The 20,889-nt window shown below is 66.4% G+C and carries 21 protein-coding genes and 1 pseudogene; 11 read left to right on the forward strand and 11 right to left on the reverse strand.

The features are described 5' to 3' along the window. Positions 1-148 precede the first annotated feature (148 nt). On the forward strand, positions 149-1,825 hold the full coding sequence (locus tag ACIPK7_RS20245) for a bifunctional diguanylate cyclase/phosphodiesterase (protein WP_192433368.1): 1,677 nt from the start codon (positions 149-151) through the stop codon (positions 1,823-1,825). On the opposite strand, the gene ACIPK7_RS20250 is transcribed toward ACIPK7_RS20245, so the two are convergent. After that, on the reverse strand, positions 1,818-3,203 hold the full coding sequence (locus tag ACIPK7_RS20250; protein WP_401089797.1) for a NorM family multidrug efflux MATE transporter: 1,386 nt from the start codon (positions 3,201-3,203) through the stop codon (positions 1,818-1,820). The two genes, ACIPK7_RS20245 and ACIPK7_RS20250, sit on opposite strands and share 8 nt — an antisense overlap. A 139-nt stretch (positions 3,204-3,342) precedes the next feature. Here ACIPK7_RS20250 and ACIPK7_RS20255 point away from each other — a divergent pair, with 139 nt between their 5' ends. The 4 genes from ACIPK7_RS20255 to ACIPK7_RS20270 all read left to right on the forward strand — a co-directional run bounded on the left by ACIPK7_RS20255 (position 3,343) and on the right by ACIPK7_RS20270 (position 8,773). Further along, positions 3,343-4,263, forward strand: a complete 921-nt coding sequence (locus tag ACIPK7_RS20255; RefSeq protein WP_401089799.1) for a LysR substrate-binding domain-containing protein — start codon at positions 3,343-3,345, stop codon at positions 4,261-4,263. Between the two features lie 48 nt (positions 4,264-4,311). Next, positions 4,312-5,220, forward strand: coding sequence for an AraC family transcriptional regulator (locus tag ACIPK7_RS20260; RefSeq protein WP_401089801.1), 909 nt, complete (start codon positions 4,312-4,314; stop codon positions 5,218-5,220). Positions 5,221-5,404: 184 nt separating this feature from the next. Then, positions 5,405-6,457, forward strand: coding sequence for a haloacid dehalogenase-like hydrolase (locus ACIPK7_RS20265; protein ID WP_401089803.1), 1,053 nt, complete (start codon positions 5,405-5,407; stop codon positions 6,455-6,457). Between the two features lie 339 nt (positions 6,458-6,796). Continuing rightward, on the forward strand, positions 6,797-8,773 hold the full coding sequence (locus ACIPK7_RS20270; RefSeq protein ID WP_401089805.1) for a methyl-accepting chemotaxis protein: 1,977 nt from the start codon (positions 6,797-6,799) through the stop codon (positions 8,771-8,773). A gap of 13 nt (positions 8,774-8,786) precedes the next feature. Here ACIPK7_RS20270 and ACIPK7_RS20275 read toward each other — a convergent pair whose 3' ends face one another. Continuing rightward, positions 8,787-9,590, reverse strand: a complete 804-nt coding sequence (locus tag ACIPK7_RS20275; RefSeq protein ID WP_401089807.1) for a prolipoprotein diacylglyceryl transferase family protein — start codon at positions 9,588-9,590, stop codon at positions 8,787-8,789. A gap of 82 nt (positions 9,591-9,672) precedes the next feature. Then, complete coding sequence (locus tag ACIPK7_RS20280) at positions 9,673-11,121, reverse strand: PLP-dependent aminotransferase family protein (RefSeq protein ID WP_401089809.1); 1,449 nt, start codon at positions 11,119-11,121, stop codon at positions 9,673-9,675. 184 nt (positions 11,122-11,305) lie between these two features. Between ACIPK7_RS20280 and ACIPK7_RS20285 the strand changes: the two genes are divergently transcribed. Next, positions 11,306-11,536, forward strand: coding sequence for a DUF1127 domain-containing protein (locus ACIPK7_RS20285; RefSeq protein ID WP_192433354.1), 231 nt, complete (start codon positions 11,306-11,308; stop codon positions 11,534-11,536). Positions 11,537-11,562: 26 nt separating this feature from the next. Next, entirely contained in the window at positions 11,563-12,051 is a 489-nt protein-coding gene (locus ACIPK7_RS20290; RefSeq protein ID WP_192433352.1) for a RidA family protein, read from the forward strand. On the opposite strand, the gene ACIPK7_RS20295 is transcribed toward ACIPK7_RS20290, so the two are convergent. Both ACIPK7_RS20295 and ACIPK7_RS20300 read right to left on the reverse strand, forming a co-directional pair. After that, complete coding sequence (locus ACIPK7_RS20295) at positions 12,048-13,538, reverse strand: YifB family Mg chelatase-like AAA ATPase (RefSeq protein WP_192433350.1); 1,491 nt, start codon at positions 13,536-13,538, stop codon at positions 12,048-12,050. The genes ACIPK7_RS20290 and ACIPK7_RS20295 overlap by 4 nt on opposite strands. Before the next feature lie 39 nt (positions 13,539-13,577). After that, positions 13,578-13,859 carry an accessory factor UbiK family protein gene (locus ACIPK7_RS20300; RefSeq protein ID WP_192433348.1) on the reverse strand — a complete coding sequence of 94 codons (282 nt, stop codon included), beginning with the start codon at positions 13,857-13,859 and terminating at the stop codon, positions 13,578-13,580. A gap of 403 nt (positions 13,860-14,262) precedes the next feature. Between ACIPK7_RS20300 and glnK the strand changes: the two genes are divergently transcribed. The 4 genes from glnK to sutA all read left to right on the forward strand — a co-directional run bounded on the left by glnK (position 14,263) and on the right by sutA (position 16,921). Continuing rightward, the gene (gene glnK, locus ACIPK7_RS20305) at positions 14,263-14,601 is read left to right on the forward strand and encodes a P-II family nitrogen regulator (protein WP_003457590.1); all 339 of its coding nucleotides are present in this window, start codon (positions 14,263-14,265) and stop codon (positions 14,599-14,601) included. 41 nt (positions 14,602-14,642) lie between these two features. After that, positions 14,643-15,977, forward strand: coding sequence for an ammonium transporter (locus tag ACIPK7_RS20310; RefSeq protein ID WP_026079237.1), 1,335 nt, complete (start codon positions 14,643-14,645; stop codon positions 15,975-15,977). 107 nt (positions 15,978-16,084) lie between these two features. Further along, positions 16,085-16,510 carry a secondary thiamine-phosphate synthase enzyme YjbQ gene (locus ACIPK7_RS20315; RefSeq protein ID WP_401089812.1) on the forward strand — a complete coding sequence of 142 codons (426 nt, stop codon included), beginning with the start codon at positions 16,085-16,087 and terminating at the stop codon, positions 16,508-16,510. 78 nt (positions 16,511-16,588) lie between these two features. Further along, on the forward strand, positions 16,589-16,921 hold the full coding sequence (gene sutA, locus ACIPK7_RS20320) for a transcriptional regulator SutA (protein ID WP_045215410.1): 333 nt from the start codon (positions 16,589-16,591) through the stop codon (positions 16,919-16,921). A 227-nt stretch (positions 16,922-17,148) separates the two neighbouring features. Here the strand turns inward: sutA and ACIPK7_RS20325 are convergent, their stop codons facing one another. The 6 genes and pseudogenes from ACIPK7_RS20325 to ACIPK7_RS20350 form a co-directional block, all read right to left on the reverse strand. Continuing rightward, entirely contained in the window at positions 17,149-17,841 is a 693-nt protein-coding gene (locus tag ACIPK7_RS20325; RefSeq protein WP_401089814.1) for an HAD family hydrolase, read from the reverse strand. Then, positions 17,838-18,743, reverse strand: coding sequence for a tyrosine recombinase XerC (gene xerC / locus ACIPK7_RS20330; RefSeq protein WP_401089816.1), 906 nt, complete (start codon positions 18,741-18,743; stop codon positions 17,838-17,840). The genes ACIPK7_RS20325 and xerC overlap by 4 nt, the downstream gene beginning before the upstream one ends. 34 nt (positions 18,744-18,777) lie before the next feature. Further along, a complete protein-coding gene (locus ACIPK7_RS20335; RefSeq protein WP_045215418.1) occupies positions 18,778-19,479 on the reverse strand; it encodes a DUF484 family protein in 702 nt (233 codons plus the stop codon). 11 nt (positions 19,480-19,490) lie between these two features. After that, the gene (dapF, locus tag ACIPK7_RS20340; protein WP_401089818.1) at positions 19,491-20,321 is read right to left on the reverse strand and encodes a diaminopimelate epimerase; all 831 of its coding nucleotides are present in this window, start codon (positions 20,319-20,321) and stop codon (positions 19,491-19,493) included. A gap of 13 nt (positions 20,322-20,334) precedes the next feature. Continuing rightward, positions 20,335-20,550 (reverse strand): annotated as a pseudogene (locus ACIPK7_RS20345) (diaminopimelate decarboxylase); the annotation flags it as partial. A gap of 106 nt (positions 20,551-20,656) precedes the next feature. After that, positions 20,657-20,797: a lipoprotein gene (locus tag ACIPK7_RS20350; protein ID WP_081515193.1), complete on the reverse strand. Its 141-nt coding sequence runs from the start codon at positions 20,795-20,797 to the stop codon at positions 20,657-20,659. Between the last annotated feature and the right edge of the window lie 92 nt (positions 20,798-20,889).

Below are 20,889 nucleotides of genomic sequence, written 5' to 3' on the forward strand. Positions count from 1 at the left end.
ATTACTTGAAGAAAACTCTTAAGAGTTTCTCTGAAGTTTCGTCTACATCCGTGGGATGTCCGGATGGCGTTGCTTCAAAACCGGGAGAAGTGGGCGCAGGGATGGTGCCTGGAGTTTCTCCCCTTTTTTAGAGATACATGGGGGTCACTTGGCAGCGTCGGTCGAACCAACGCGCCTGCTCCTGCTGGCGGAAGCGCCGCAGTGGGCCCAGCTACTGCGCGGGCATCTGGCCGCGTTGGGGCAGGGCTATTCGCTGATCACGGCCCCGTCGTGGCAGGCCGCCAGCAGCCTGTTCGATGAAGACCAGGTCGGCCTGGTGCTCGCCACGCCCGGCAAATTGCCGTCCGCCCACCAATGCCATCTGCCGCTGGTCCTGCTGCTGGAGCGCGAGCCCGCGCAAGAGCCGGTCGGCGTCGCCGATTATCTTGTGGCCGAATCCCTCAGCGCCGAAGTCCTGCGCCGCACCCTGCGTTACGTGCGTGAACGCACCTCGCTGCAGAACACCCTGCAGAGCCTGGCCGAACAGGACCCGCTGACCGGCATCGCCAACCGCCAGGGCTTCCAGACCCTGCTCGCCGCCCGCTTGAGCGAGAGCGAAGGGCGCGGCCTGGCGCTGGGCCACCTGGACCTGGACAACTTCCGCCACGTCAACGACGCCCTCGGCCACCAGGCCGGCGACCGCCTGATCCTGCAAGTGGTGGCGCGCTTGAAAGCGCACCTGGACAACGGCGACGACATTGCCCGCCTGGGTAGCGACGAGTTCGCCCTGCTGCTGGACACCCGCCGCGACCCGGCGCGGGTCGAGAAGATTGCCGAGCTGATCGTCGAATCCCTGGGCGAACCTTACTGGGTCGAGGGCGAAAGCCTGTTGTTGGGCTGCAGCCTGGGTGTGGCCCATGCCCGCGCCGGCGAAGCCGCCGACCCTTTGTTGTGGCACGCGCACATTGCCATGCAGCAGGCCAAGTCGCGCCAAGGCTGCACCTTCCACGTCTTCGACGAACGCATCAACCGGGGCGCGCGCAGCCTTGCCGACCTGGAAAGCGAACTGCGCCGGGCGCTGCGCCGCGATGAACTGGAACTGCACTACCAGCCGCGCCTGGACCTGCACAGCGGGCAGATCGTCGGCCTCGAAGCGCTGGTGCGCTGGCGCCATCCCGAGCGCGGCCTGCTGACGCCGGGCGACTTCGTCCCGCTGGCCGAGGAAAGCGGGCTGATCGTGCCGCTGGGCTACTGGGTCATCTCCCGCGCCCTGCGCGACATGCAGTGGCTGCGCGGGCGCGGCCTGCCGCCGCTGCACATGGCGGTGAACCTGTCGTTCCGCCAGTTCCAGGACAGCCAGTTGCTGCCGACCCTGGAGCGCCTGATCCGCGAGCGCGGCGTCGACGCCCAGTGGCTGGAATTCGAACTCACCGAAACCGCCGTGATGCGCCGCAGCGACCAGGTCCAGCAGACCATGCAGGCCCTGGGCCGGCTGGGCGTGCGTTTCTCGCTGGACGATTTCGGCACCGGCTTCTCGTCTTTCGTGCACCTGAGCAGCCTGCCCATCACCCTGCTGAAGATCGACAAGAGCTTCGTCGGCGACATGCACGAGCGCCCGGAAAACCTGCAACTGGTGAAGGCCATGATCAACCTGGCGCACAACCTGAACCTGGAAGTGGTCGCCGAGGGCGTCGAAACCATCGCCCAGCAGGACGAGTTGCGCCAGTTCGGTTGCGACCAGGTGCAGGGCTACTGGATCAGCCGCCCGCTGCCGCTGGCCGAGCTGGCGCGCTTCCTGGTGTTCGGCGCCAACCGCGCGCTGCGCATGCAGGACTCGGTCAGCTAACGGCCAGCGCCACGCCGGCCGTACGCGGGCGCAGCAGGCGGGAGGTCTTCGCCTCGAAAGCCAGTGTCAGCCCGATGGCCGCGCAGGCCAGCCCGGAGGCCAATCCCCACCAGACACCACTCGGCCCCCAGTCCAGCGCGAAGGCCAGCAGCAGCGCCATCGGCACGCCCACCAGCCAGTAGCCCGCCAGCCCGACGAGGAAGGTGGTGCGCGCGTCTTTCAGACCACGGATCGCGCCCATGGCGATGCACTGGGTGCCGTCGAACAGCTCGAACCACGCGGCGATGGCCAGCAGGCTGACGGCCAGCTTCACCACTTCGCGGTTGGCCGGGTCGTTGTGGTCGATGAACAGGCCGATGACCAGCTCCGGCGCGAGCCAGAACAGCGCGGCGAAAGCGAACATGCAGCTGGCGCCGAAGCCGATGCCCAGCCGCCCGGCGCGGCGCGCCTCGACCAGCCGGCCGGCGCCGTAGTGCTGGCCGATACGGAAGGTCACCGCGTAGGAAATCCCCATCGGCACCATGAAGGCCACGTATACCGACTGGATGGCGATCTGGTGCGCCGCCAGCGCGGTGCTGCCGATCACGCCCATGCACAGGGTCGCCACGGTGAACATCCCCGACTCCACCGCATAGGTGCCGCCGATGGAAATGCCCAGGCGCAGGGATTCGCCGATCACCTTGAAGTCAGGTTTCGACAGCCCGGCCAGCAGCGGGTAAGGCGCATAGGCGCGGTGCCAGCGCAGGTACAGCGCGAAGATCACCGGCAGCGCATTCATCACCACCGCGGTGACCATGCCGATCCCCGCCAGCCCCAGGCGCGGTAGGCCGAACCGGCCTTCGATGAAGGCATAGTTGAGGGCGAAGTTGGCCAGCGCGCCGATCAGGCTGATGGCCATGACCGGACCCGGCCGCTCGATGGCGCTGGTGAAGCCGCGCAGCACCATGAAAGCCATGTAGCCGGGCAGGGCGAAGACGATGCTGTGCAGAAAACTCATGGTGCCCGCGACCGTTTCCGGCGCCTGGCCGAAGGCGATCAGGATTGGCCCGAGGTTCCACAGCAGCAGGCCCGCCAGCAGCGCCAGGGCGCCGCCGATCCACAGGCCGGCCTGGGTCGCTTCCACCACGCCGCGTGTATCCTTTGCGCCATGCCGGATCGCCACCAGGTTGCCGGTGGCCGCTACCACACCGACGCAGAAGGTCGACACCAGCGCATAGGTCGACGCGCCCAGCCCGCCAGCGGCCAGCGCCTCGCGGCCGAGCTTGCCCATCATCACGGTGTCGGTGAACACCATGGCGACGTAGGCCAGCTGCGCCGCGATCAGCGGGCCGGCGAGGCGAAGGATGGCGGCAAGTTCGTAACGGTACAGGCGTTTCATGAGTCAGGCTCAGCAAGCGGCAGGCGCCGCATCGATAGGGAGTCGCCCATTCTCCGGCCACCGTGGAGGCGGGCACAAAAGGAAAAATGCGATGCCATCCATGAGTCATACTCATGAGTAAAGCCCTTTGGAGCCCGCCATGAACCGCCAGTTGCCGCCCCTTTATGCCCTGCGCGCCTTCGAGGCGGCCGCCCGGCATGCGTCCTTCACCCGCGCCGCCGAGGAACTGGCGATCACCCAGAGCGCGGTGAGCCGGCACATCAAGACCCTGGAGGAGCACTTCGCCTGCCGCCTGTTCCAGCGGCGGGGCCGTCAGCTGGAGTTGACCGAAACCGCGCGGATGCTGCTGCCCGGCCTACGCGATGGCTTCGATGCCCTGGAGCGCGCGTGCGCCAGCCTGCGCGCCGAGGAGGGCGTGCTGCGTCTGAAGGCGCCCTCGACCCTGACCATGCGCTGGCTGCTGGCGCGGCTGAGCAAGTTCCGCATGCAGCACAGCGATATCGAGGTGCAGCTGACCAGCGCCTGGATGGACGTGGACCGCGTGGACTTTGTCCACGAGCCCTTCGACTGCGCGGTACTGCTGAGCTCCGGGCACTTCCCGCCGGATTGGGAAGCCACCCTGCTGTTCCCCGAATGGCTGATTCCGGTCGGCGCGCCCGCGCTGTTGGCGGACGGTCCCTGGGACGCCGAGCGGCTGGTCGACGCCGAGCTGCTGCACCCTACGCCCGACCGCCGTGACTGGCGGCGGTGGCTGCAACGCATGGGGCTCGGGGAAAAGGTCTCGCTCAAGGGTGGGCAGGTGTTCGACACACTGGAGCTGGGCATCGTCGCCGCGACCCGCGGCTACGGGGTTTCCATCGGCGACCTGGTGATGGTCGCCGAGGACGCCAACCAGGGCCGGCTGGCGCTGCCCTGGCCCTGCGCGGTGGCCAGCGGCGAGAGTTACTACCTGGTCTGGCCCCGTTCGCGCCGGCATCAGGAGCGGCTGCGTCGGCTGCGCGACTTCCTGCAGGCGGAGATGCAGGCCATGCAACTACCGCAGGTGGAATACCTCGATTGAAGTGTCCTAATGAATAATCTGTCAGCCTCTGCCTTCAGTCGGAATGCCATGAACTCCATCGACCGCCTGATCCAGCTCGCCGGCCTGCGTGGCAGCCTCGACCTGCGCTGCCAACTCCAGGGCGACTGGGCGCTAGACCATGAACAGGCGCCGGGTGGCGTGGCGCAGTACCACATCCTGTTGTCGGGGCGTTGCCAGGCGGAAATGCCTGACGGCCAAGTCCTTCAGCTGAAAGCCGGCGACGTCCTGGTCTTCCCCCGCGGAGGCGCGCACCTGTTGCGCAGCCAGGGGCCGAAGGTCATCCCGGTGCCCCCGCAGGTCAGCCAGGACGGCCTGCTGCCGGTGCATCGCATCGGCGGCGAAGGTGAGGCGCTGGATATCCTATGCGGTAGCTTCCACTATCAGCGTGACTCGCTGCTGATCGGCGCACTGCCGGCGTTCCTTAACATCTCCAGCCAGGCGCCGGCCCTGAGCGAGCAACTGGCCGCACTGGTCGGCCTCCTGCGTGCCGAGGCAGATGGCAATCAGGCTGGCGCGCGCTTCCTGGTCGATGCGCTGTCCTCGGCGTTGTTCACCCTGATCCTGCGCGTCTACCTGCAGGAGCACGCGCCCAGCAGCGGCACCCTGGCGCTGCTCACCGACAAGCGCCTGAGCCGCGCCTGGCAAGCGATGCTCGACGACCCCGCCCACGAGTGGACCATCGAGATGTTGGCCGAGCGCGCCAGCATGTCCCGCGCCACCTTCATGCGCCTGTTCACTCAGGTGGCCGGGCTGTCGCCCTGGGCGCTGCTGACGAAAGTGCGCATGGAGCTGGCCTACCGCCTGTTGAGCAGCTCGCAGCTGAGCCTCACCGACATTGCCGCCCAGGTCGGCTACCAGTCCCAGGCGTCCTTCACCAAGAAGTTCAAGGAAACGTACGGCGACGCCCCCGGTCGCCTGCGTCGCGCGGTGAACTAGACCAGCCGTCGTCGCCAGCAAAGCCACGTGGCGCGTATGGATATGTCCTGCCGCCTTCGCGACGCTTTACGTCGCTGCCGTCGCAGAGCTGAAACAGCGCTTTGCTAGGGTCATTGCTGGACTAGTCCAGTGAAGGCCCGTCATGGGCCTTCCCCATACCCACAAGACCACTCGGGGGAATTCCATGAAGCCCATGCGCACCTTGCTTGCCGGCCTGATCCTGGCCGGCCTCGCCAGCACCTCTTTCGCCGCGACCGAGCTGAAACACTGGCCGGCGCCGGCCGCCAAGCAGCTCGATGCCCTGATCGCCGCCAACGCGAACAAGGGCGCCTTCGCGGTCTTCGACATGGACAACACCAGCTACCGCTACGACCTCGAGGAATCGCTGCTGCCCTTCCTCGAAATGAAAGGCGTGCTGACTCGCGAGAAGCTCGACCCCTCGCTCAAGCTGATCCCCTTCAAGGACGTCAACGGCCACAAGGAAAGCCTCAACAGCTACTACTACCGCCTCTGCGAAGTCGACGACCTGGTCTGCTACCCCTGGGTCGCCCAGGTGTTCTCCGGCTTCACCCTCAAGGAGCTCAAGGGCTACGTCGACGAGCTGATGGCCTACGGCAAGCCGGTGCCCAGCACCTACTACGAAGGCGACGTGGTCAAGACCATCGAGATCAACCCGCCCAAGGTCTTCACCGGCCAGACCGAGCTGTACAACAAGCTGATGGAGAACGGCATCGAGGTCTACGTGATGACCGCCGCCCACGAGGAACTGGTGCGCATGGTCGCCAGCGATCCCAAGTACGGCTACAACGTGAAGCCCGAGAACGTCATCGGCGTCACCACCCTGCTCAAGGACCGCCAGAGTGGTGCGCTGACCACCGCGCGCAAGCAGATCAGCGAAGGCAAGTACGATCCCAAGGCCAACCAGGACCTGGAGATCACCCCCTACCTGTGGACCCCGGCGACCTGGATGGCCGGCAAGCAGGCGGCGATCCTCACCTACATCGACCAGTGGAAGAAGCCCATCCTGGTCGGCGGCGACACCCCCAGCAGCGATGGCTACATGCTGTTCAACGGCACCGCCGAGAATGGCGTGCACCTGTGGATCAACCGCAAGGCCAAGTACATGGACCAGCTCAATGGCATGATCAAGAAGAATGCCGAAGCCCAGGCCAAGCTCGGCCAGCCGGTCACCGCCGACAAGAACTGGGTGATCGTCACGCCCGAAGAGATCCAGTAGGCGCGTAGCGCTTGCGTAGGAGCGCGGGCGCTCTGGTAGGGCGCTTAACGCGCCAGCGTTATCCGCCGTGGTGCTATCGGCGCATAACCCGTTTCGGGTTATGCGCCCTACGGCCCTGCGCCATCCTGCGGACTGACTCCGGATTCACACTGTAGGAGCGCCGTTGCCCGGACTGGAGCCCCCGCCCCAAGCCAAATCCGGGTGAATGACTCAAGTATTCTCCCGCCCCGCCGATAGCCTGTGCAGACCGGCGAGCCACGCCGGCACTCCCCTCGAACCGAAGCAGGCCGCTCCTCGAACCACGGGCGACGGCCCGCCGTTGCGTGCAGAACCAGAAAAATGAACCAGCCCCGATCCCGCATCGCCCTCCAGTTGGCGATGGCCCTGGCCGTGCTCCTGATCCTGTTGATCAGCGGCAGCACGCTGTTTGCCTTGCGCTCGCTAGACAGCGCTACCCTGACCACCCGCGAAGAACACCTCGCCAGCGAAGCGCGCCTGCTGGCGGACCAGCTGGAAACCTTCCACGGCACCCTGCGCGAGAGCACCCAGCGCCTCGCCGGCCTGTTCGAGAAGCGCTTCGCCGCTGGCCTGAAAGCGCACACCGATGTACGCGTGCCGGTCGCCGCGCTGCAAGCTCCGGCGCTGTACCTGGGCGACACCCGCCTGAACGGCGACTTCACCCTGGTCGACGAATTCCGCCAGCTCACCGCCGGCGTCGCCACCGTGTTCGTGCGCGATGGCGAGGACTTCGTGCGCATCACCACCTCGCTGATGAAGCAGGACGGCAGCCGCGCCATGGGCACCGTGCTCGACCACAACAGCCCGGCCTACCCGCTGCTGATGCGCGGCGAGAGCTATGTCGGTCGCGCGTTGCTGTTCGAGCGCTTCTACATGACCCAGTACACCCCGGTGCGCGATGGCAGCGGGCGGGTGATCGCCGTGCTGTTTGTCGGCTTTGATTACACCGACGCGCAGAAGCGCCAGTTCGACAACCTCGGCCGCTTCCGCCTCGGTCAGGGCGGCTCGCTGGCGCTGCTGGATGAACAACACCACTGGCTGGTTCCGCCAGCTGGCGCGCGCAACCCCGAGCGCGCCGCCGACGGCCTCGCCGGCCTGCTGGAAAGCCCCGGCCGTGGCCGATTCTGGAGCGACGGCCAGAACGACTTCTACAGCGTGGCGCAGCCCTTCGCCGGTGGCCCATGGACCGTTTTGGCGAGCATGCCGAAGGACGAAATCCGCGCGGTGACCTGGCGCGTAGGTGGTCAACTGGCCATGGGTAGCCTGATTGCCATGCTGCTGGCGGTGATCGCCACCACCTGGCTGCTGCAGCGCCGCCTGCGCCCGCTGGGCGACCTGGTGCGCCAGGCCCATGCGCTGGGCGCCGGCGACCTGGGCGCGCGCCTGTCGGTTGCCAGCCATGACGAGATCGGCGACCTGGCGCGCAGCTTCAACCAGATGGGCGAAGCGCTCTCCCGAATGGTCTCGCGGGTACGCGGCGCGGCGGAGGAAGTGGGGCATTGCTCGCGTTCGCTGTCGGGCCTGTCCAGCGGCGCGTATGCCGGCATGGAGCAGCAGTCCGGCGAGATCAACAGCATGGCCGGCGCGGTGGAAGAGTTCAGCGCCACCTCGATGGACATCGCCGACAACATGCGCAGCACCGAGCGCATGGCCAGCGAGAACACCAAGCAAACGCGCATCGGCTTGCAGTCCATGGACGACGCCTCCGCCGCGTTGGCGCAGATCGCCGGCGCGCTAGAGCAGACCGTTGAGCGGGTGAACCGCCTGGGCGCGCGTTCCCAGGAGATCGGCAGCATCGTAGGGGTGATCACTTCGATTGCCGAGCAGACCAACCTGCTGGCGCTCAACGCCGCCATCGAGGCCGCTCGCGCCGGCGAGCAGGGCCGCGGCTTTGCCGTGGTCGCCGATGAAGTGCGCAGCCTGGCGGCGCGCACCCAGGCCGCCACCACGGAAATCTCGCAGATGATCGGCGCCATCCAGCAGGACACCGGTAGCGCCACCGAGACCATCGAGCAGGGCAGCCAGCTGATGCAGCACGGGCTGGCATTGAACGAGAAGGTCGCCGCGGCACTGGCGGAAATCTCCCAGCAGAGCAGCGCGGCCGGCGAGCAGTTCGCCGCCATCACCACCGCGACCCAGGAGCAGAGCCGCACCGCGACCCTGCTCAGCAGCAACCTGCAGGGCATCGCCCAGGCCAACAGCGAGCAGCGTCAGGTGGTGGCCGATCTGGCGCAGACCGTGCGCGAGCTGGACAGCCTGGCCGCCGGCCTGCGCGACGAGGTCGGGCGCTTCCGCTGAAGCGCCGGGCGGGTCAGTCCTTGAGCTGGCCCAGCCCGTACTCCAGGCTCGCGGCGGACAGCTCGCCCATCTGGCTGTGCTTCAGCCGCCCCTGGGCGTCGTAGAACAGCGTGGTGGGCATGCCGTAGGAGCCGGTGGCCTGGCCGAGACGGTTGCCGCTGTCGAGCAGCACCGCCGCTTCGCTCAGGCCCTGGTCGCGCAGGAAGCGCTGCACGGCTTCGGCGTTCTCGCCCTGGTTGACCAGCAGGAAGCGCACATCGCTGCGCTGCTGCTGGGCGGCCTCCAGCACCGGCATCTCGCGTCGACACGGCGGGCACCAGGTCGCCCAGAGGTTCACCACCATGGGCCGGCCATCCAGCGCGCGCAGGTCCACGGCGGCACCGCGCAGGTCCATCACCGTGAGTTCGGGAATCTGCTGGCTGCGGTCCAGCGCCGAGGTCACGGCCTTGCCGCCACCCCACAGGCACACACCGACCACGGCCGCGACGGCCAGCGGGCGGCGCAGCTCTGCCCGCTTCCAGGCCAGCAGCGCGCCGATCAGAGCGGCGGCGATCACTCCCGGCAGGGCGAGAAAGCCGCCATCGCGGATATCCACGATGCTCAGCGGCGTCGCCGCGTACTGCTCGAAATAGCGCGCGACGAAGGTCAGCCGCGCCACCAGCAGGCCACTGATGAGCATGGCGAACAGCGCGCCTTCGGGGTTGGCGCCGCGCTTGCGCCCGGCCAGCCAGCCGGCCAGCAGGGCGCCGAAGAAGCCGAGGTAGAGCAGCACGTGGGGCAGGGGAAGGGCCAGCGGGCCGAGGGTGAGACTGGTCAAAGCGGATGCCTGGCAAAAGAAAACCAAGGTACAGCAGGGCGCTGCCGCGCGGCAGCGCCGGGCTGTGGATAAATGTTTCGCCTCAGGCCGGCAGCGGCTCAGCCTGCTGCTCGCGCAGTTCTGTGGTCAGCCGCCGGGCGCAGGCGCCGACCTTGCGCACGGCATCCTCGATCACCGCCAGGTCGCGGTTGGAGTAGTTCATGCGGATGCAGTTACGGTACTTGCCCGAGGCGGAAAAGATGTTGCCCGCCGCCACCTGCACGTTGTCGCGGCGCAGCTCCTGGTTCAGTCGCACACTGTCGAACAACGGGTCGAACTCGACCCAGAGCATGAAGCCGCCGCGAGGTCGGGTGACCCGCGCACCTTCGGGGAAGTAGCGGCCGACCCATTCGGTCATCAGGTCGCGATGGCGCTGGTACTGCGCGCGCATGCGACGGATGTGCGGCTCGTAGTGGCCGCCGCCGATGAACTCGGCCAGGGCCATCTGCGGTTGCGGCGCGCAGGTGCCGCTGGCGATGTACTTGAAGTGGAGGATGCGGTCCAGGTAGCGCCCCGGCACCACCCAGCCGGTGCGCAGGCCGGGCGCCACGGTCTTGGAGAAGGAGCTGGCCAGCAACACACGGTCGTCGGTGTCGAAGGACTTGATGCTGCGCGGGCGCGGGAAGGCGTAGGCCAGTTCGCCGTAGACGTCGTCTTCGAGGATTGGCACGTCGTAGCGCGCCGCCAGCGTGAGCAGGGCGCGCTTGCGGGCGTCGGGCATGATGTAGCCCAGTGGGTTGTTGCAGTTGGGGGTGAGCAGGATGAGCTTCACCGGCCACTGCTCCATGGCCAGCTCCAGCGCTTCCAGGCTGATACCGTTGGTGGGATCGGTGGGGATTTCCAGCGCTTTGAGGCCGTAAGCTTTTAGCGCCTGCATGGCGCCGTGGAAGCTCGGTGAGTCGATGGCGATGATGTCACCCGGCTCGCAGATGGCGCGCAGGGTGATCGCCAGCGCCTCCTGGCAGCCGGTGGTGATGACGATCTCGCTGGGCGGCACCTGGCAGCCGGAATCCAGCATCAGCCGGGCTATCTGTTCGCGCAGCGGCAGCGAACCCTGGATGCCTTCGTAACCGAGGCTCTGCAGGTCGGTGCGGCGCGCGGCGTGGACCATCGCCCGCTGCAGCGGCTTGAGCGACAGGCTGGCGATATCCGGCGTGCCGCGCCCGAGCTGGACGAAATCGCCGCCCGGCGCGCGGCGGACCTGTTCCAGCACCTGGTCCCACTGCGACACATCCACCGGCCGCTGCGCCGGGCGGGTCATCGCCGGCATCGGCGGCAGCTCGCGGCGTTCGGGCACGAAGTAGCCGGATTTTGGCCTGGGCTCCACCAGCCCGGAATCCTCCAGTACGCGGTAAGCCTGCTGCACGGTGCTGATGCTGACGCCGTGCTCCTCGCTCAGCGCACGTACCGAAGGCAGGCGGTCACCGGGACGATACAGGCCCTGCTCGATGCGTTCGCCGAGTGTGGCGGCCAGCTGCGCGTAGCGTTTCATGACAGATCTCCGGTGCCGGAATCTCTCGGCGGAATGCAGTACAGATTAGGAAAAAATACGCCATTCAGAAGGATTTCGCTCGAGTCTGTATGGAAAAAACTTTACCGAGTTGAATCTGTAATGATTTCCGCCGATTCAACACGCTAGTCACACGTCTGGAATACCCGACTGGAGGAGCGACGACATGAGCGGCCTGAGTGATGTGCGGCTGACCCTTTATCAACAGGAACTACTGGATATCCCCGGCGCGCGCATCGATCTGCGTGTTCCCGGTGAAAACCGCTGGCAGCAGTTCTGGCGTCGAGTGCGCACTCGCAAGCAATTACTGGAGTTGAGCGACGAGCAACTGCGCGACATCGGCATCAGTCGCGAGCAGGCGAAACTGGAAGCGATGCGGCCGTTCTGGCGCTGCTGATAAAACGGCTCAACAGGGAATGCTTAATGAGCGAGACGCGCGCTACCGCGTTTGAGCGGGTCGCCGCCGAACTCGGCTACGACTTCAGCGGTGAAATGAAGCTCGGCGGTAACTACGTGCCCTTCCTCATTGAGGGGAACGAGGTGCACCTCAGTGGGCAGATTCCTCGAGTGGGCGATGAGATCGTCGTACGCGGCCGGGCGGGCAGCGAGGTCTCGTTGGTCGAGGCCCAGCTCGCCGCGAAGGTCTGCGTGATGCGGGCGCTGGCGTTGCTGCAGCAGGCGCTGGGCGACCTCGACCGTGTGCGCAAGGTGCTGCAGCTCAATGTGTTCGTGCAGTGCGCCGAGCACTTCACTCAGCTTAGCGAGGTGGCCGATGGCGCTTCGGCGGTGCTGTATGAGGTGCTGGGTGCGGCCGGCGTGCACACGCGCACTTCGGTCGGCGTCTACCAGTTGCCGAAGGGCGCGACGGTCGAGCTGAACCTCCTGGCGGTTGCGCTCGATCGCCCCCGCTAATGCCCCGCGCGGTATTGCAGCGCTTCGGCCAGATGCGGGCGGGCGATATTGTCGACCTGCTGCAGGTCGGCGAGGGTGCGGGCGACCTTGAGAATCCGGTGCAGGGCCCGCAGTGACAGGTTCAGGCGCTCGCCGGCCTTCTCCAGCCAGGCCTGGTCTTCCGGGCTCAATGCACAATATTGGTGCATCTTCTTCAACGTCAGAAAGGCGTTGGCGCAACCCTGGCGGGTGAGCTGGCGGTGGCGGGCGGCGGCGACCTGGACGGCGAGTTCGGCGCTGCTGGTACTCGGCCCACTGGGGGCGAGGCTGGTGCTTTCCCGGCTGACGGTGAGGTGCAGGTCTATGCGGTCCAGCAGCGGCCCGGAGAGCTTGGCGCGATAGCGCTGGACCTGTTCCTGCGAGCAGCGGCAACGGCCGCTCGGGTCGCCAAGATAGCCGCAGGGGCAGGGGTTCATCGCCGCCACCAGTTGGAAACGCGCCGGGAAACGTACGCGGCCGTTGGCCCGGGCGATGACGATTTCGCCACCTTCCAGCGGCTCGCGCAGCACCTCCAATACCTTGCGATCGAACTCCGGCAGCTCATCGAGGAACAGGACCCCTTCATGGGCCAGGGTGATTTCCCCCGGCTGCGGGCGACTGCCGCCACCGACCAGAGCGGGTGCGGAAGCGGTGTGGTGGGGCTGGCGGAATGGGCGTTGCGGCCAGTGGGTCAGCGGCCCGCGCCCAGCGACGGAATGGATCGCTGCCACCTGCAGCGCCTCGTCCTCATCCAGTGGTGGCATCAGGCCGGGCAGGCGGCTGGCGAGCAGAGTCTTGCCGGTGCCGGGTGGTCCGCTGAGCAACAGGTTGTGCGCGCCGGCGGCGGCGACCAGCAGCGCACGCTTGGCGGCGGCCTGCCCCTGGACTTCCGACAGGTCGGGATAGGGCGGCGTTACCCGCATCAGACCATTGGCTTCATAGGGGCGCAGGCGCTCCTGGCCGCTGAAGTGCGCGGCCAGCTCGAGCAGGTGGCCGACGGCATAGACGGTCAGGCCGCTGGCGAGGCTGGCTTCCTCAGCGTTCTCCCTGGGCACCACCAGGGCGCGCCCGGCGGCGCGGGCCGCCAGTGCTGCGGGCAGTACACCGGGGACCGGTCGCAGCGTACCGGAGAGCGCCAGTTCACCCAGGCATTCCAGCTCATCCAGCCCGGCGGCATCGGCCAACTGGCCGCTGGCGGCGAGAATGCCCAGGGCGATGGCCAGGTCGAAGCGTCCGCCGTCTTTCGGCAAGTCAGCCGGGGCGAGGTTAAGGGTGATGCGTCGGTTGGGGAAATCGAAGCCCGAGTTGAGCAGGGCGCTGCGTACGCGGTCCTTGCTCTCCTTTACGGCGCCCTCGGGCAAGCCGACGAGGGTCAGCGACGGCAAGCCGTTGGCGAGATGCGACTCGACTGTGACGCCGGGCGCTTCCACGCCGACCTGGGCGCGGCTATGGACGATGGCGAGGGACATGGATCACTCCTGGATTCCATGCCGCCCGCCAGGCGGGGATCAGTCTTCGGCGGCGGGGGCTGGTGCGGCGGGCGGTGAGAACTTGGCTTCCATCTCCGCGACCTTGGCTTCCAGTGCTTCGAGGCGAGCGCGGGTGCGCGCGAGGACGACCATCTGGCTGTCGAACTCGTCGCGGCTGACCAGGTCGAGTTTGCTGAAGGCACTCTGCATCAGAACCTTGAACTGGGCTTCCAGCTCGGCCTTCGGCAGGGGCGATTCGCCACCGAACAGGCGTCCGGCTTGTTGGCTGATGGCATCGAGGAAGGCTTTGGGCGGCAGCATGGTTCATGGGTTCCGGATTGAATCAGAGCGCAGTCTAACACGCAGCCGGTACCGGCTGCGGCGCGCGGGGTTGCACGCTTTTTGAGCAGTGTGCCCGCTTGGCGTGCGCGCTTTCGGTGCGCCAGAGCGGCGCTGGCGAATCGCCAGAAAGCACCATTTCAGGCCAAGTGCCTGATGCAGCGGGCGTTTTCATGAACTGGCAAGCTTCATGCTTTGGGGCAGATATGGCGTGCACCGATGCAGTTCCGGTGCGGCAGGCGAGGCGGTGGATTGCTTCGATCAAGGCAGTCGGAGTGCTGAGGTAGGGCGGCCGGCGCATTACAAAAGCCAGACACTGCGCTTAGACTTGTCTCCGGGTTCGTTCTTCCTGGGGCGGGTCCACCAAAACACGGGAGAGAGTTACATGAAGCTAGTCACAGCCATCATCAAGCCGTTCAAGCTGGACGACGTTCGTGAGTCGCTGTCCGAGATCGGCGTGCAGGGCATCACTGTGACCGAAGTCAAAGGCTTCGGCCGGCAGAAGGGTCACACCGAGCTGTACCGTGGCGCGGAATACGTTGTCGATTTCCTGCCGAAGGTGAAGATCGACGTCGCCATCGCCGATGACCAGCTGGATCGTGTTATCGAAGCCATCACCAAGGCCGCCAACACCGGGAAGATCGGTGACGGCAAGATCTTTGTCGTAAATCTGGAACAGGCCATTCGTATCCGTACCGGCGAAACCGGCACCGACGCGATCTAAGCCAAGCCCACACCGAACCCCACGCCCCAGGAGAAACAACAATGACTCTGCGCAAATACGCAGGGCTAGGCGCCCTATTGCCCCTCGCAATGCCCGGTCTGGCCTTGGCCGACGAGGCCGCGGCCCCCGTCCTGAACAGCGGTGACACCGCCTGGATGCTGATTTCCAGCGCCCTGGTGCTGCTGATGACCATCCCCGGCCTGGCCCTGTTCTACGGCGGCATGGTGCGCGCCAAGAACGTCCTGTCGATCATGATGCAATGCTTCGCGATCACCGCGCTGATCAGCATCCTCTGGGTCGTCTACGGCTACAGCCTGGCCTTCGATACCGTTGGCATGGAAAAGGGCGTGGTCAACTTCGCTTCCTTCGTCGGCGGACTGGACAAGGCCTTCCTCAGCGGCCTGACCACCAGCGGCCTGACTTCCGCCGCCGCGCTGTTCCCTGAGAGCGTCTTCGTGATGTTCCAGATGACCTTCGCGATCATCACTCCGGCCCTGATTGTCGGCGCCTTCGCCGAGCGCATGAAGTTCTCGGCCATGCTGATCTTCACCGCGCTGTGGTTCACCCTGGTCTACGCACCGATCGCCCACATGGTCTGGAGCGGTGACGGCGGCCTGTTGTGGGACTGGGGCGTGCTGGACTTCGCTGGCGGCACCGTGGTGCACATCAACGCCGGTATCGCCGGCCTGGTGGCGTGCATCGTGCTCGGCAAGCGCAAAGGCTACCCGACCGCGGCCATGGCCCCGCACAACCTGGGCTACACCCTGATCGGCGCTGCGCTGCTGTGGGTGGGCTGGTTCGGCTTCAACGCCGGTTCCGCCGCCGCTGCCAACGGCACCGCCGGCATGGCCATGCTGGTCACCCAGATCGCTACCGCCGCCGCTGCCCTGGGCTGGATGTTCGCCGAGTGGATCACCCACGGTAAGCCAAGCGCCCTGGGCATCGCTTCCGGCGTGGTTGCCGGCCTGGTCGCCATCACCCCGGCCGCCGGTACCTGCGGCCCGATGGGCGCCATCGTCATCGGCCTGGCGGCCGGCGTGATCTGCTTCTTCGCCGCCACCAGCCTCAAGCGTGCCGTCGGCTATGACGACTCCCTGGACGCCTTCGGCGTGCATGCGGTCGGCGGCATCGTCGGCGCCCTGCTCACCGGCGTGTTCGCAGCTCCGGCTCTGGGCGGCTTCGGCACCGTGACCGACATCGGCGCGCAGCTGTTCACCCAGTTCAAGGGCGTGGCCTTCACCATCGTCTACACCGGTATCGTCAGCTTCGTGATCCTCAAGGTTCTGGACCTGGTCATGGGCCTGCGCGTCACCGAGGAAGAGGAAACCGTGGGTCTGGACCTCTCCCTGCACAACGAGCGCGGCTACAACCTGTAAGGGTTCGCGCAAGTTCGACGAAGGGCGCCCTCAGGCGCCCTTTGTTTTTTTTGGCAGCACGCTAGAATGCGCGCGCATCACCGTTAGCGACGGAAGGATTGCCCGCCATGTGGCAGCAGAAGACCATCACCCTGCGCCCTCGCCCGCGAGGATTCCACCTGGTCACCGACGAGATCCTGGCCGCGCTGCCGGAGTTGTCGAAGTGCCGGGTCGGCCTGCTGCACCTGCTGTTGCAGCACACCTCCGCTTCGCTGACGGTCAATGAGAATGCCGATCCCTCGGTGCGCCGCGATTTCGAGCGATTCTTCAATCGCCTGGTGCCCCAGGGCGAGAGCGGCTATGAACATGACTACGAAGGTCCGGATGACCTTCCGGCGCATTTCAAGTCGAGCCTGCTGGGCTGCCAGCTGACGCTGCCGATACAGGAGGGAGACTTGGCAATGGGCACTTGGCAAGGTATCTATCTGGGCGAGCACCGCGACCACGGCGGGCCGCGAAAGATCGTGGCGACCTGGCAGGGCGAGCTTGTATGAATTTTTTCCGGCTGCGTTCGTCAAAGCGCGCAGCTGGGCTATAACTAACGTGCTTTGCAGCACCACAGAGGTTGAACAATGAGCGACGAAGAACTGGAACAGGACGAGCTGGACGGCGCTGACGAGGACGATGGCGAGGAACTCGCCGCAGCGGACGACAGCGACGCCGAAGCAGACAGCGGCGATGGGGATGAAGCCCCTTCTCCCAAGGGCGGTGGCAAGAAAGCCAAGGCCGCTGCGGAAGAAGAGGAACTGCCCTCGGTCGAAGCCAAGCAGAAGGATCGTGATGCGCTTGCCCGCGCGATGGAGGAATTCCTCACTCGCGGCGGCAAGGTGCAGGAGATCGAGCCGAACGTCGTGGCCGACCCGCCCAAGAAGCCGGATAGCAAATACGGCAGCCGCCCTATCTGATATCTGACGCTTTATAAAAAAGGCCCCGCCGCTCCCTCGGAGCGGCGGGGCTTTTTCATGTCCGTTGGTAAGGGTCTTGTGGGAGCGAGCAGATCGTAGGGCGCATAACGCGCCAGCGTTATCCGCCGCGACGCAATCGGCGGATAACCCGTTCCGGGTTATGCACCTTACGGTCGTGGGTAGAGGGTGGATGCCTGAGCGTCAGTGTTGCCCGCGGAGCAGGAGCATTAGAGCTTCGCTAGAACCCCCGGCAACTCGGCAAGGTTATGGATGATCGCGCTGGGCGCCTCTTCGCCATCCCACGCCTTGTGCGCCGGGTTGAACCAGATCGCCTTCATGCCCGCACGCCGCGCGCCGGCGATGTCATCGCTGGGGTGGTCGCCGATATGCACGGCGTGTTCCGCCGCCACGCCGCCACGCTTGAGCGCTTCCTGGAAGGGATGCGGGTCGGGTTTGCCGACGCCCAGCTCTTCCGCGCACAGGGCGAATTGGAAGTAATCGGCCAGGCCCAGGCGGCGCACGTCGGCATTGCCGTTGGTGAGAACGCCGAGGATGAAACGGTTGGCCAATTGCTCCAGGGTCGGGTGCACCTCGGGGAACAGCGCCACCTGGTGCCGCGCCTGGAGGAAGGTCTGAAACCCGGCCTCAGCCAGATCGCTGGCTTCGGCTTGTGGATAACCCGCGTCGAGCAGGGCGTGGAACAGGATGCGCCGGCGCAGCTCGCTCAGGCGATGCCGGAGCATCGGGTCCTGCTCCATCAGCCGCGAGCGGATCGCCCACAGGTGTTCGATGGGCACCGGGCCCAGCTGCGCGGCATTCACCGCCAGCCAGTCGCGCAGGGTGGCTTCTGCGCTGTTCATCACCGGGGCAACGTCCCACAGCGTGTCGTCGAGGTCGAAGGTGACCAGGCGGATACTCATTCTTCTGCTCCGGGTTTACGGCGTGCCCGAGGGTGCGCCTGGTCGTAGACCGTGGCGAGGTGCTGGAAGTCCAGGTGGGTATAGATCTGCGTGGTGGCGATGTCGGCGTGGCCGAGCAGTTCCTGCACCGCGCGCAGGTCCTGAGACGACTCCAGCATATGGCTGGCGAAGGAGTGCCGCAGCATGTGCGGATGCAGGTGCTGACCCAGCTCGCGCACCCCGGCTTCGCGCACGCGCAGCTGGATCGCGCGGGGCGTCAGGCGCTTGCCGCTGCGGCCGATGAACACGGCGTTGTCCTGCGGCGAGGCGAGGGCCCGCAGCGGCAGCCAGTTCTCGATGGCCTGCCGCGCGGCGCGGCCGACCGGCAGCTCGCGCACCTTGTTGCCCTTGCCGTGCACGCGCACCAGACCGTCCTTGAGGTCCAGCCATTCCAGGTCGAGGCCGACCAGTTCGGAGAGGCGCAGGCCCGAGGAATAGAACAGCTCCAGCAGCGCCTGGTCGCGGCGAGCGAGGAAGTCGTCCTCGACGCCGCCATCGAGCAGTTGCGCGGTGCGGTCGGTATCCAGTGTGCGTGGCAGCTTGCGTGCGCCCTTGGGCGCGGCGAGTCCGTCGGCGGGGTTGTGCCGGCAGCGGCCTTCGCGGATAAGGTACTGGTACAGCCCGCGTGTGGCCGACAGCAGGCGCGCCAGGCTGCGACTGGCAAGGCCCTGCTGGTGCAGGCGGGCGATGAACATTCGCAGGTCACGAACCTGCAGCGCGGGCCATTCGTTCAGCGAGGACTTTTCGCAGAGGGCAGCAAGGCGCAACAGGTCGCGGCGATAGCCGTCGAGGGTATGAACGGACACCTGGCGTTCGCTGCGCAGGTGTTCCAGGTAGGCATCCAGATCGGCTTCGAGCGACAAGCGATCAGCTCCCAGCGGTGACGGCCCAGCGGGGTCAGCGTACCGAGCGCAGTGGCGTGGAGAAGCGCGGCAGGGTCCGTGCGAGGACTTCGGCGACGTAGCCCAGGAACAGCGTGCCCAACGAGCTCTTGTAGTGCTGCGGGTCGGGGCTGCCGATCGCCAGCACGCCGTGCAGGCCCTGGAAAGTCAGCGGCACCACGGCGGCGGAGCCGACCTGCTCGCGTTCGCTTTCGCAGAACAGGAAGGCCAGTTCGTGGGGACGCAGCACGCCGCAGACGGTCTTGCCGCCTGACAGCAGGCCGCCAATGGCCTGGTGCGCCTCGGCGCTGCTCACCGAGCGGCCCACCGGCAGGTTGTTGTCGCTGAACAGGATCAGGCTGACGTAGGGCACGAGGAATTCATGGCGCAGGCTGTCTTCCACTGTGCTGACGATTTCCTCCAGGCTGGTGGCATCGAGCAGGTCGAGTACCAGGCGGCGGGTCTTGTCGAACAGGCGGTCGTTGTCGCGGGCCACGTCCATCAGCTGCGACAGCCGATGGCGCATCTCGATGTTGCGCTCGCGCAGCAGGCGGACCTGGCGCTCCACCAGCGACACGGCGTCGCCCGGCTGGTGCGGAATGCGCATCTCCGGGATCAGCTCGTCATGATCGACGAAGAATTCAGGGTGCCGGCGAAGATAGTCGGCGACCTGTTCGGCTTCGAGCGTAACGGTGGGGTCCTGCGGAGTATCGGTCATAAGCGTCCCGGTTATAGACGTACCTGGCCTTCGAACACCCGCACGGCGGGCCCGGTCATCATAACGGGCTGACCCGGTCCTGCCCACTCGATGGACAACCGCCCGCCGGGAAGGTCGATTTGTACCGGCGATTGCAGCCAGCCCTGGCGGATTCCGGCGACGGCGGCGGCGCAGGCGCCGGTGCCGCAGGCCAGTGTCTCGCCGGCGCCGCGCTCCCACACGCGCAGGCGCGCCTGGTGCGGATTGACGATCTGCAGGAAGCCGATGTTGGCCTTCTGCGGGAAGCTTTCGTGAATTTCCAGCTTCGGTCCCAGGGTGCGCACCGGAGCGTTGTCCACATCATCCACGCGCAGCACGCCGTGCGGGTTGCCCATGGAGATGGCAGCCAGCTGGTACTGCTGGCCGTCTACTTCGACGGGGTAGCTCAGTGCTTCGGCCCCGGCCTGGAACGGCACCTGCTCGGGTTGCAGGCGCGGCGGACCCATATCGACGATAACCTGACCATCGTTGGCCATGGTCAGCTCGATCATGCCGCCCTTGGTTTCCACGCGGATGGTCTTTTTCGCGGTCAGGCGCTTGTCGACCACGAAACGGGCGAAGCAGCGCGCGCCGTTGCCGCACTGTTCGACCTCGGTGCCGTCGCAGTTGAAGATCCGGTAGCGGAAGTCGGCGTCCGGCGTGCTCGGCGGCTCGACGATCAGTAGTTGATCGAAGCCGACCCCGAAGTTGCGGTCGCCCCACTGTTTGACGTGGCGTGGTTGCACATGGGCGTGCTGGCTGACCAGGTCGAGGACCATGAAGTCATTGCCCAGCCCATGCATCTTGGTAAAGCGCAGAAGCATCGTCGTCTCGGCCTCAGTCCGGCAGCAGGCTTTCGCCGGCGAACAGCTCGTGTCGTGTTCCGTGGCGACGCATCCAGTGCGCGGCCGAGCTATCCACCAGCACCTCGGCGGCGCGGCCCCGGGTGTTGTCGTTGGAATTCATGACGAAACCATAGGCGCCGGCCGAATGCACGGCCAGCAGGTCACCATCTTCGCGGACGGGGGTGCGGAGTCGGGCGAGGAAATCGCCGTTACCGCCTTGCGGCATGCCGCAGCACCCGGTGATTGGCTGCGTCGGCGCGTCTGCCGCGAAAAGTTGCCCGTCGCGGACGTCGAAGGCGTCCATGGGAACGCCCTCAGAGACCGTAGCGGTCCTTGCTGTGCTCGCTCTTGGCCTTCTGGTCGTCCGGCAGGTACAGCGGGCCTTTCTGGCCACAGCCGGCCAGCGCGGCGGTGAAGACGGCGAGCGCGACGAAGGGAAGCAGCAGTCGCTTCATGGCGGAATCCTTGTAGAAAAGCGTCAATTGCCCCGGAGTATACCGACCCCCCGCCGGCTTGCCTATTCAAGCGGACTCCCGCCCGGCGGGGC

The organism is Pseudomonas sp. NPDC086581, from assembly GCF_044746165.1.
Classification (GTDB): Bacteria; Pseudomonadota; Gammaproteobacteria; order Pseudomonadales; family Pseudomonadaceae; genus Pseudomonas.

Excerpts from the sequence above, each read along its gene's own strand:
- ACIPK7_RS20335 (WP_045215418.1), bottom strand. The coding sequence starts at position 19,479 with ATGACCGATACTCCGCAGGACCCCACCGTTACGCTCGAAGCCGAACAG.
- ACIPK7_RS20250 (WP_401089797.1), bottom strand. The coding sequence starts at position 3,203 with ATGAAACGCCTGTACCGTTACGAACTTGCCGCCATCCTTCGCCTCGCC.
- ACIPK7_RS20265 (WP_401089803.1), top strand. The coding sequence starts at position 5,405 with ATGAAGCCCATGCGCACCTTGCTTGCCGGCCTGATCCTGGCCGGCCTC.
- ACIPK7_RS20285 (WP_192433354.1), top strand. The coding sequence starts at position 11,306 with ATGAGCGGCCTGAGTGATGTGCGGCTGACCCTTTATCAACAGGAACTA.
- ACIPK7_RS20290 (WP_192433352.1), top strand. The coding sequence starts at position 11,563 with ATGAGCGAGACGCGCGCTACCGCGTTTGAGCGGGTCGCCGCCGAACTC.
- ACIPK7_RS20260 (WP_401089801.1), top strand. The coding sequence starts at position 4,312 with ATGAACTCCATCGACCGCCTGATCCAGCTCGCCGGCCTGCGTGGCAGC.
- ACIPK7_RS20255 (WP_401089799.1), top strand. The coding sequence starts at position 3,343 with ATGAACCGCCAGTTGCCGCCCCTTTATGCCCTGCGCGCCTTCGAGGCG.
- ACIPK7_RS20350 (WP_081515193.1), bottom strand. The coding sequence starts at position 20,797 with ATGAAGCGACTGCTGCTTCCCTTCGTCGCGCTCGCCGTCTTCACCGCC.
- ACIPK7_RS20325 (WP_401089814.1), bottom strand. The coding sequence starts at position 17,841 with ATGAGTATCCGCCTGGTCACCTTCGACCTCGACGACACGCTGTGGGAC.
- ACIPK7_RS20280 (WP_401089809.1), bottom strand. The coding sequence starts at position 11,121 with ATGAAACGCTACGCGCAGCTGGCCGCCACACTCGGCGAACGCATCGAG.
- ACIPK7_RS20270 (WP_401089805.1), top strand. The coding sequence starts at position 6,797 with ATGAACCAGCCCCGATCCCGCATCGCCCTCCAGTTGGCGATGGCCCTG.
- ACIPK7_RS20310 (WP_026079237.1), top strand. The coding sequence starts at position 14,643 with ATGACTCTGCGCAAATACGCAGGGCTAGGCGCCCTATTGCCCCTCGCA.
- dapF (WP_401089818.1), bottom strand. The coding sequence starts at position 20,321 with ATGCTTCTGCGCTTTACCAAGATGCATGGGCTGGGCAATGACTTCATG.
- sutA (WP_045215410.1), top strand. The coding sequence starts at position 16,589 with ATGAGCGACGAAGAACTGGAACAGGACGAGCTGGACGGCGCTGACGAG.
- ACIPK7_RS20315 (WP_401089812.1), top strand. The coding sequence starts at position 16,085 with ATGTGGCAGCAGAAGACCATCACCCTGCGCCCTCGCCCGCGAGGATTC.
- glnK (WP_003457590.1), top strand. The coding sequence starts at position 14,263 with ATGAAGCTAGTCACAGCCATCATCAAGCCGTTCAAGCTGGACGACGTT.
- ACIPK7_RS20295 (WP_192433350.1), bottom strand. The coding sequence starts at position 13,538 with ATGTCCCTCGCCATCGTCCATAGCCGCGCCCAGGTCGGCGTGGAAGCG.
- ACIPK7_RS20300 (WP_192433348.1), bottom strand. The coding sequence starts at position 13,859 with ATGCTGCCGCCCAAAGCCTTCCTCGATGCCATCAGCCAACAAGCCGGA.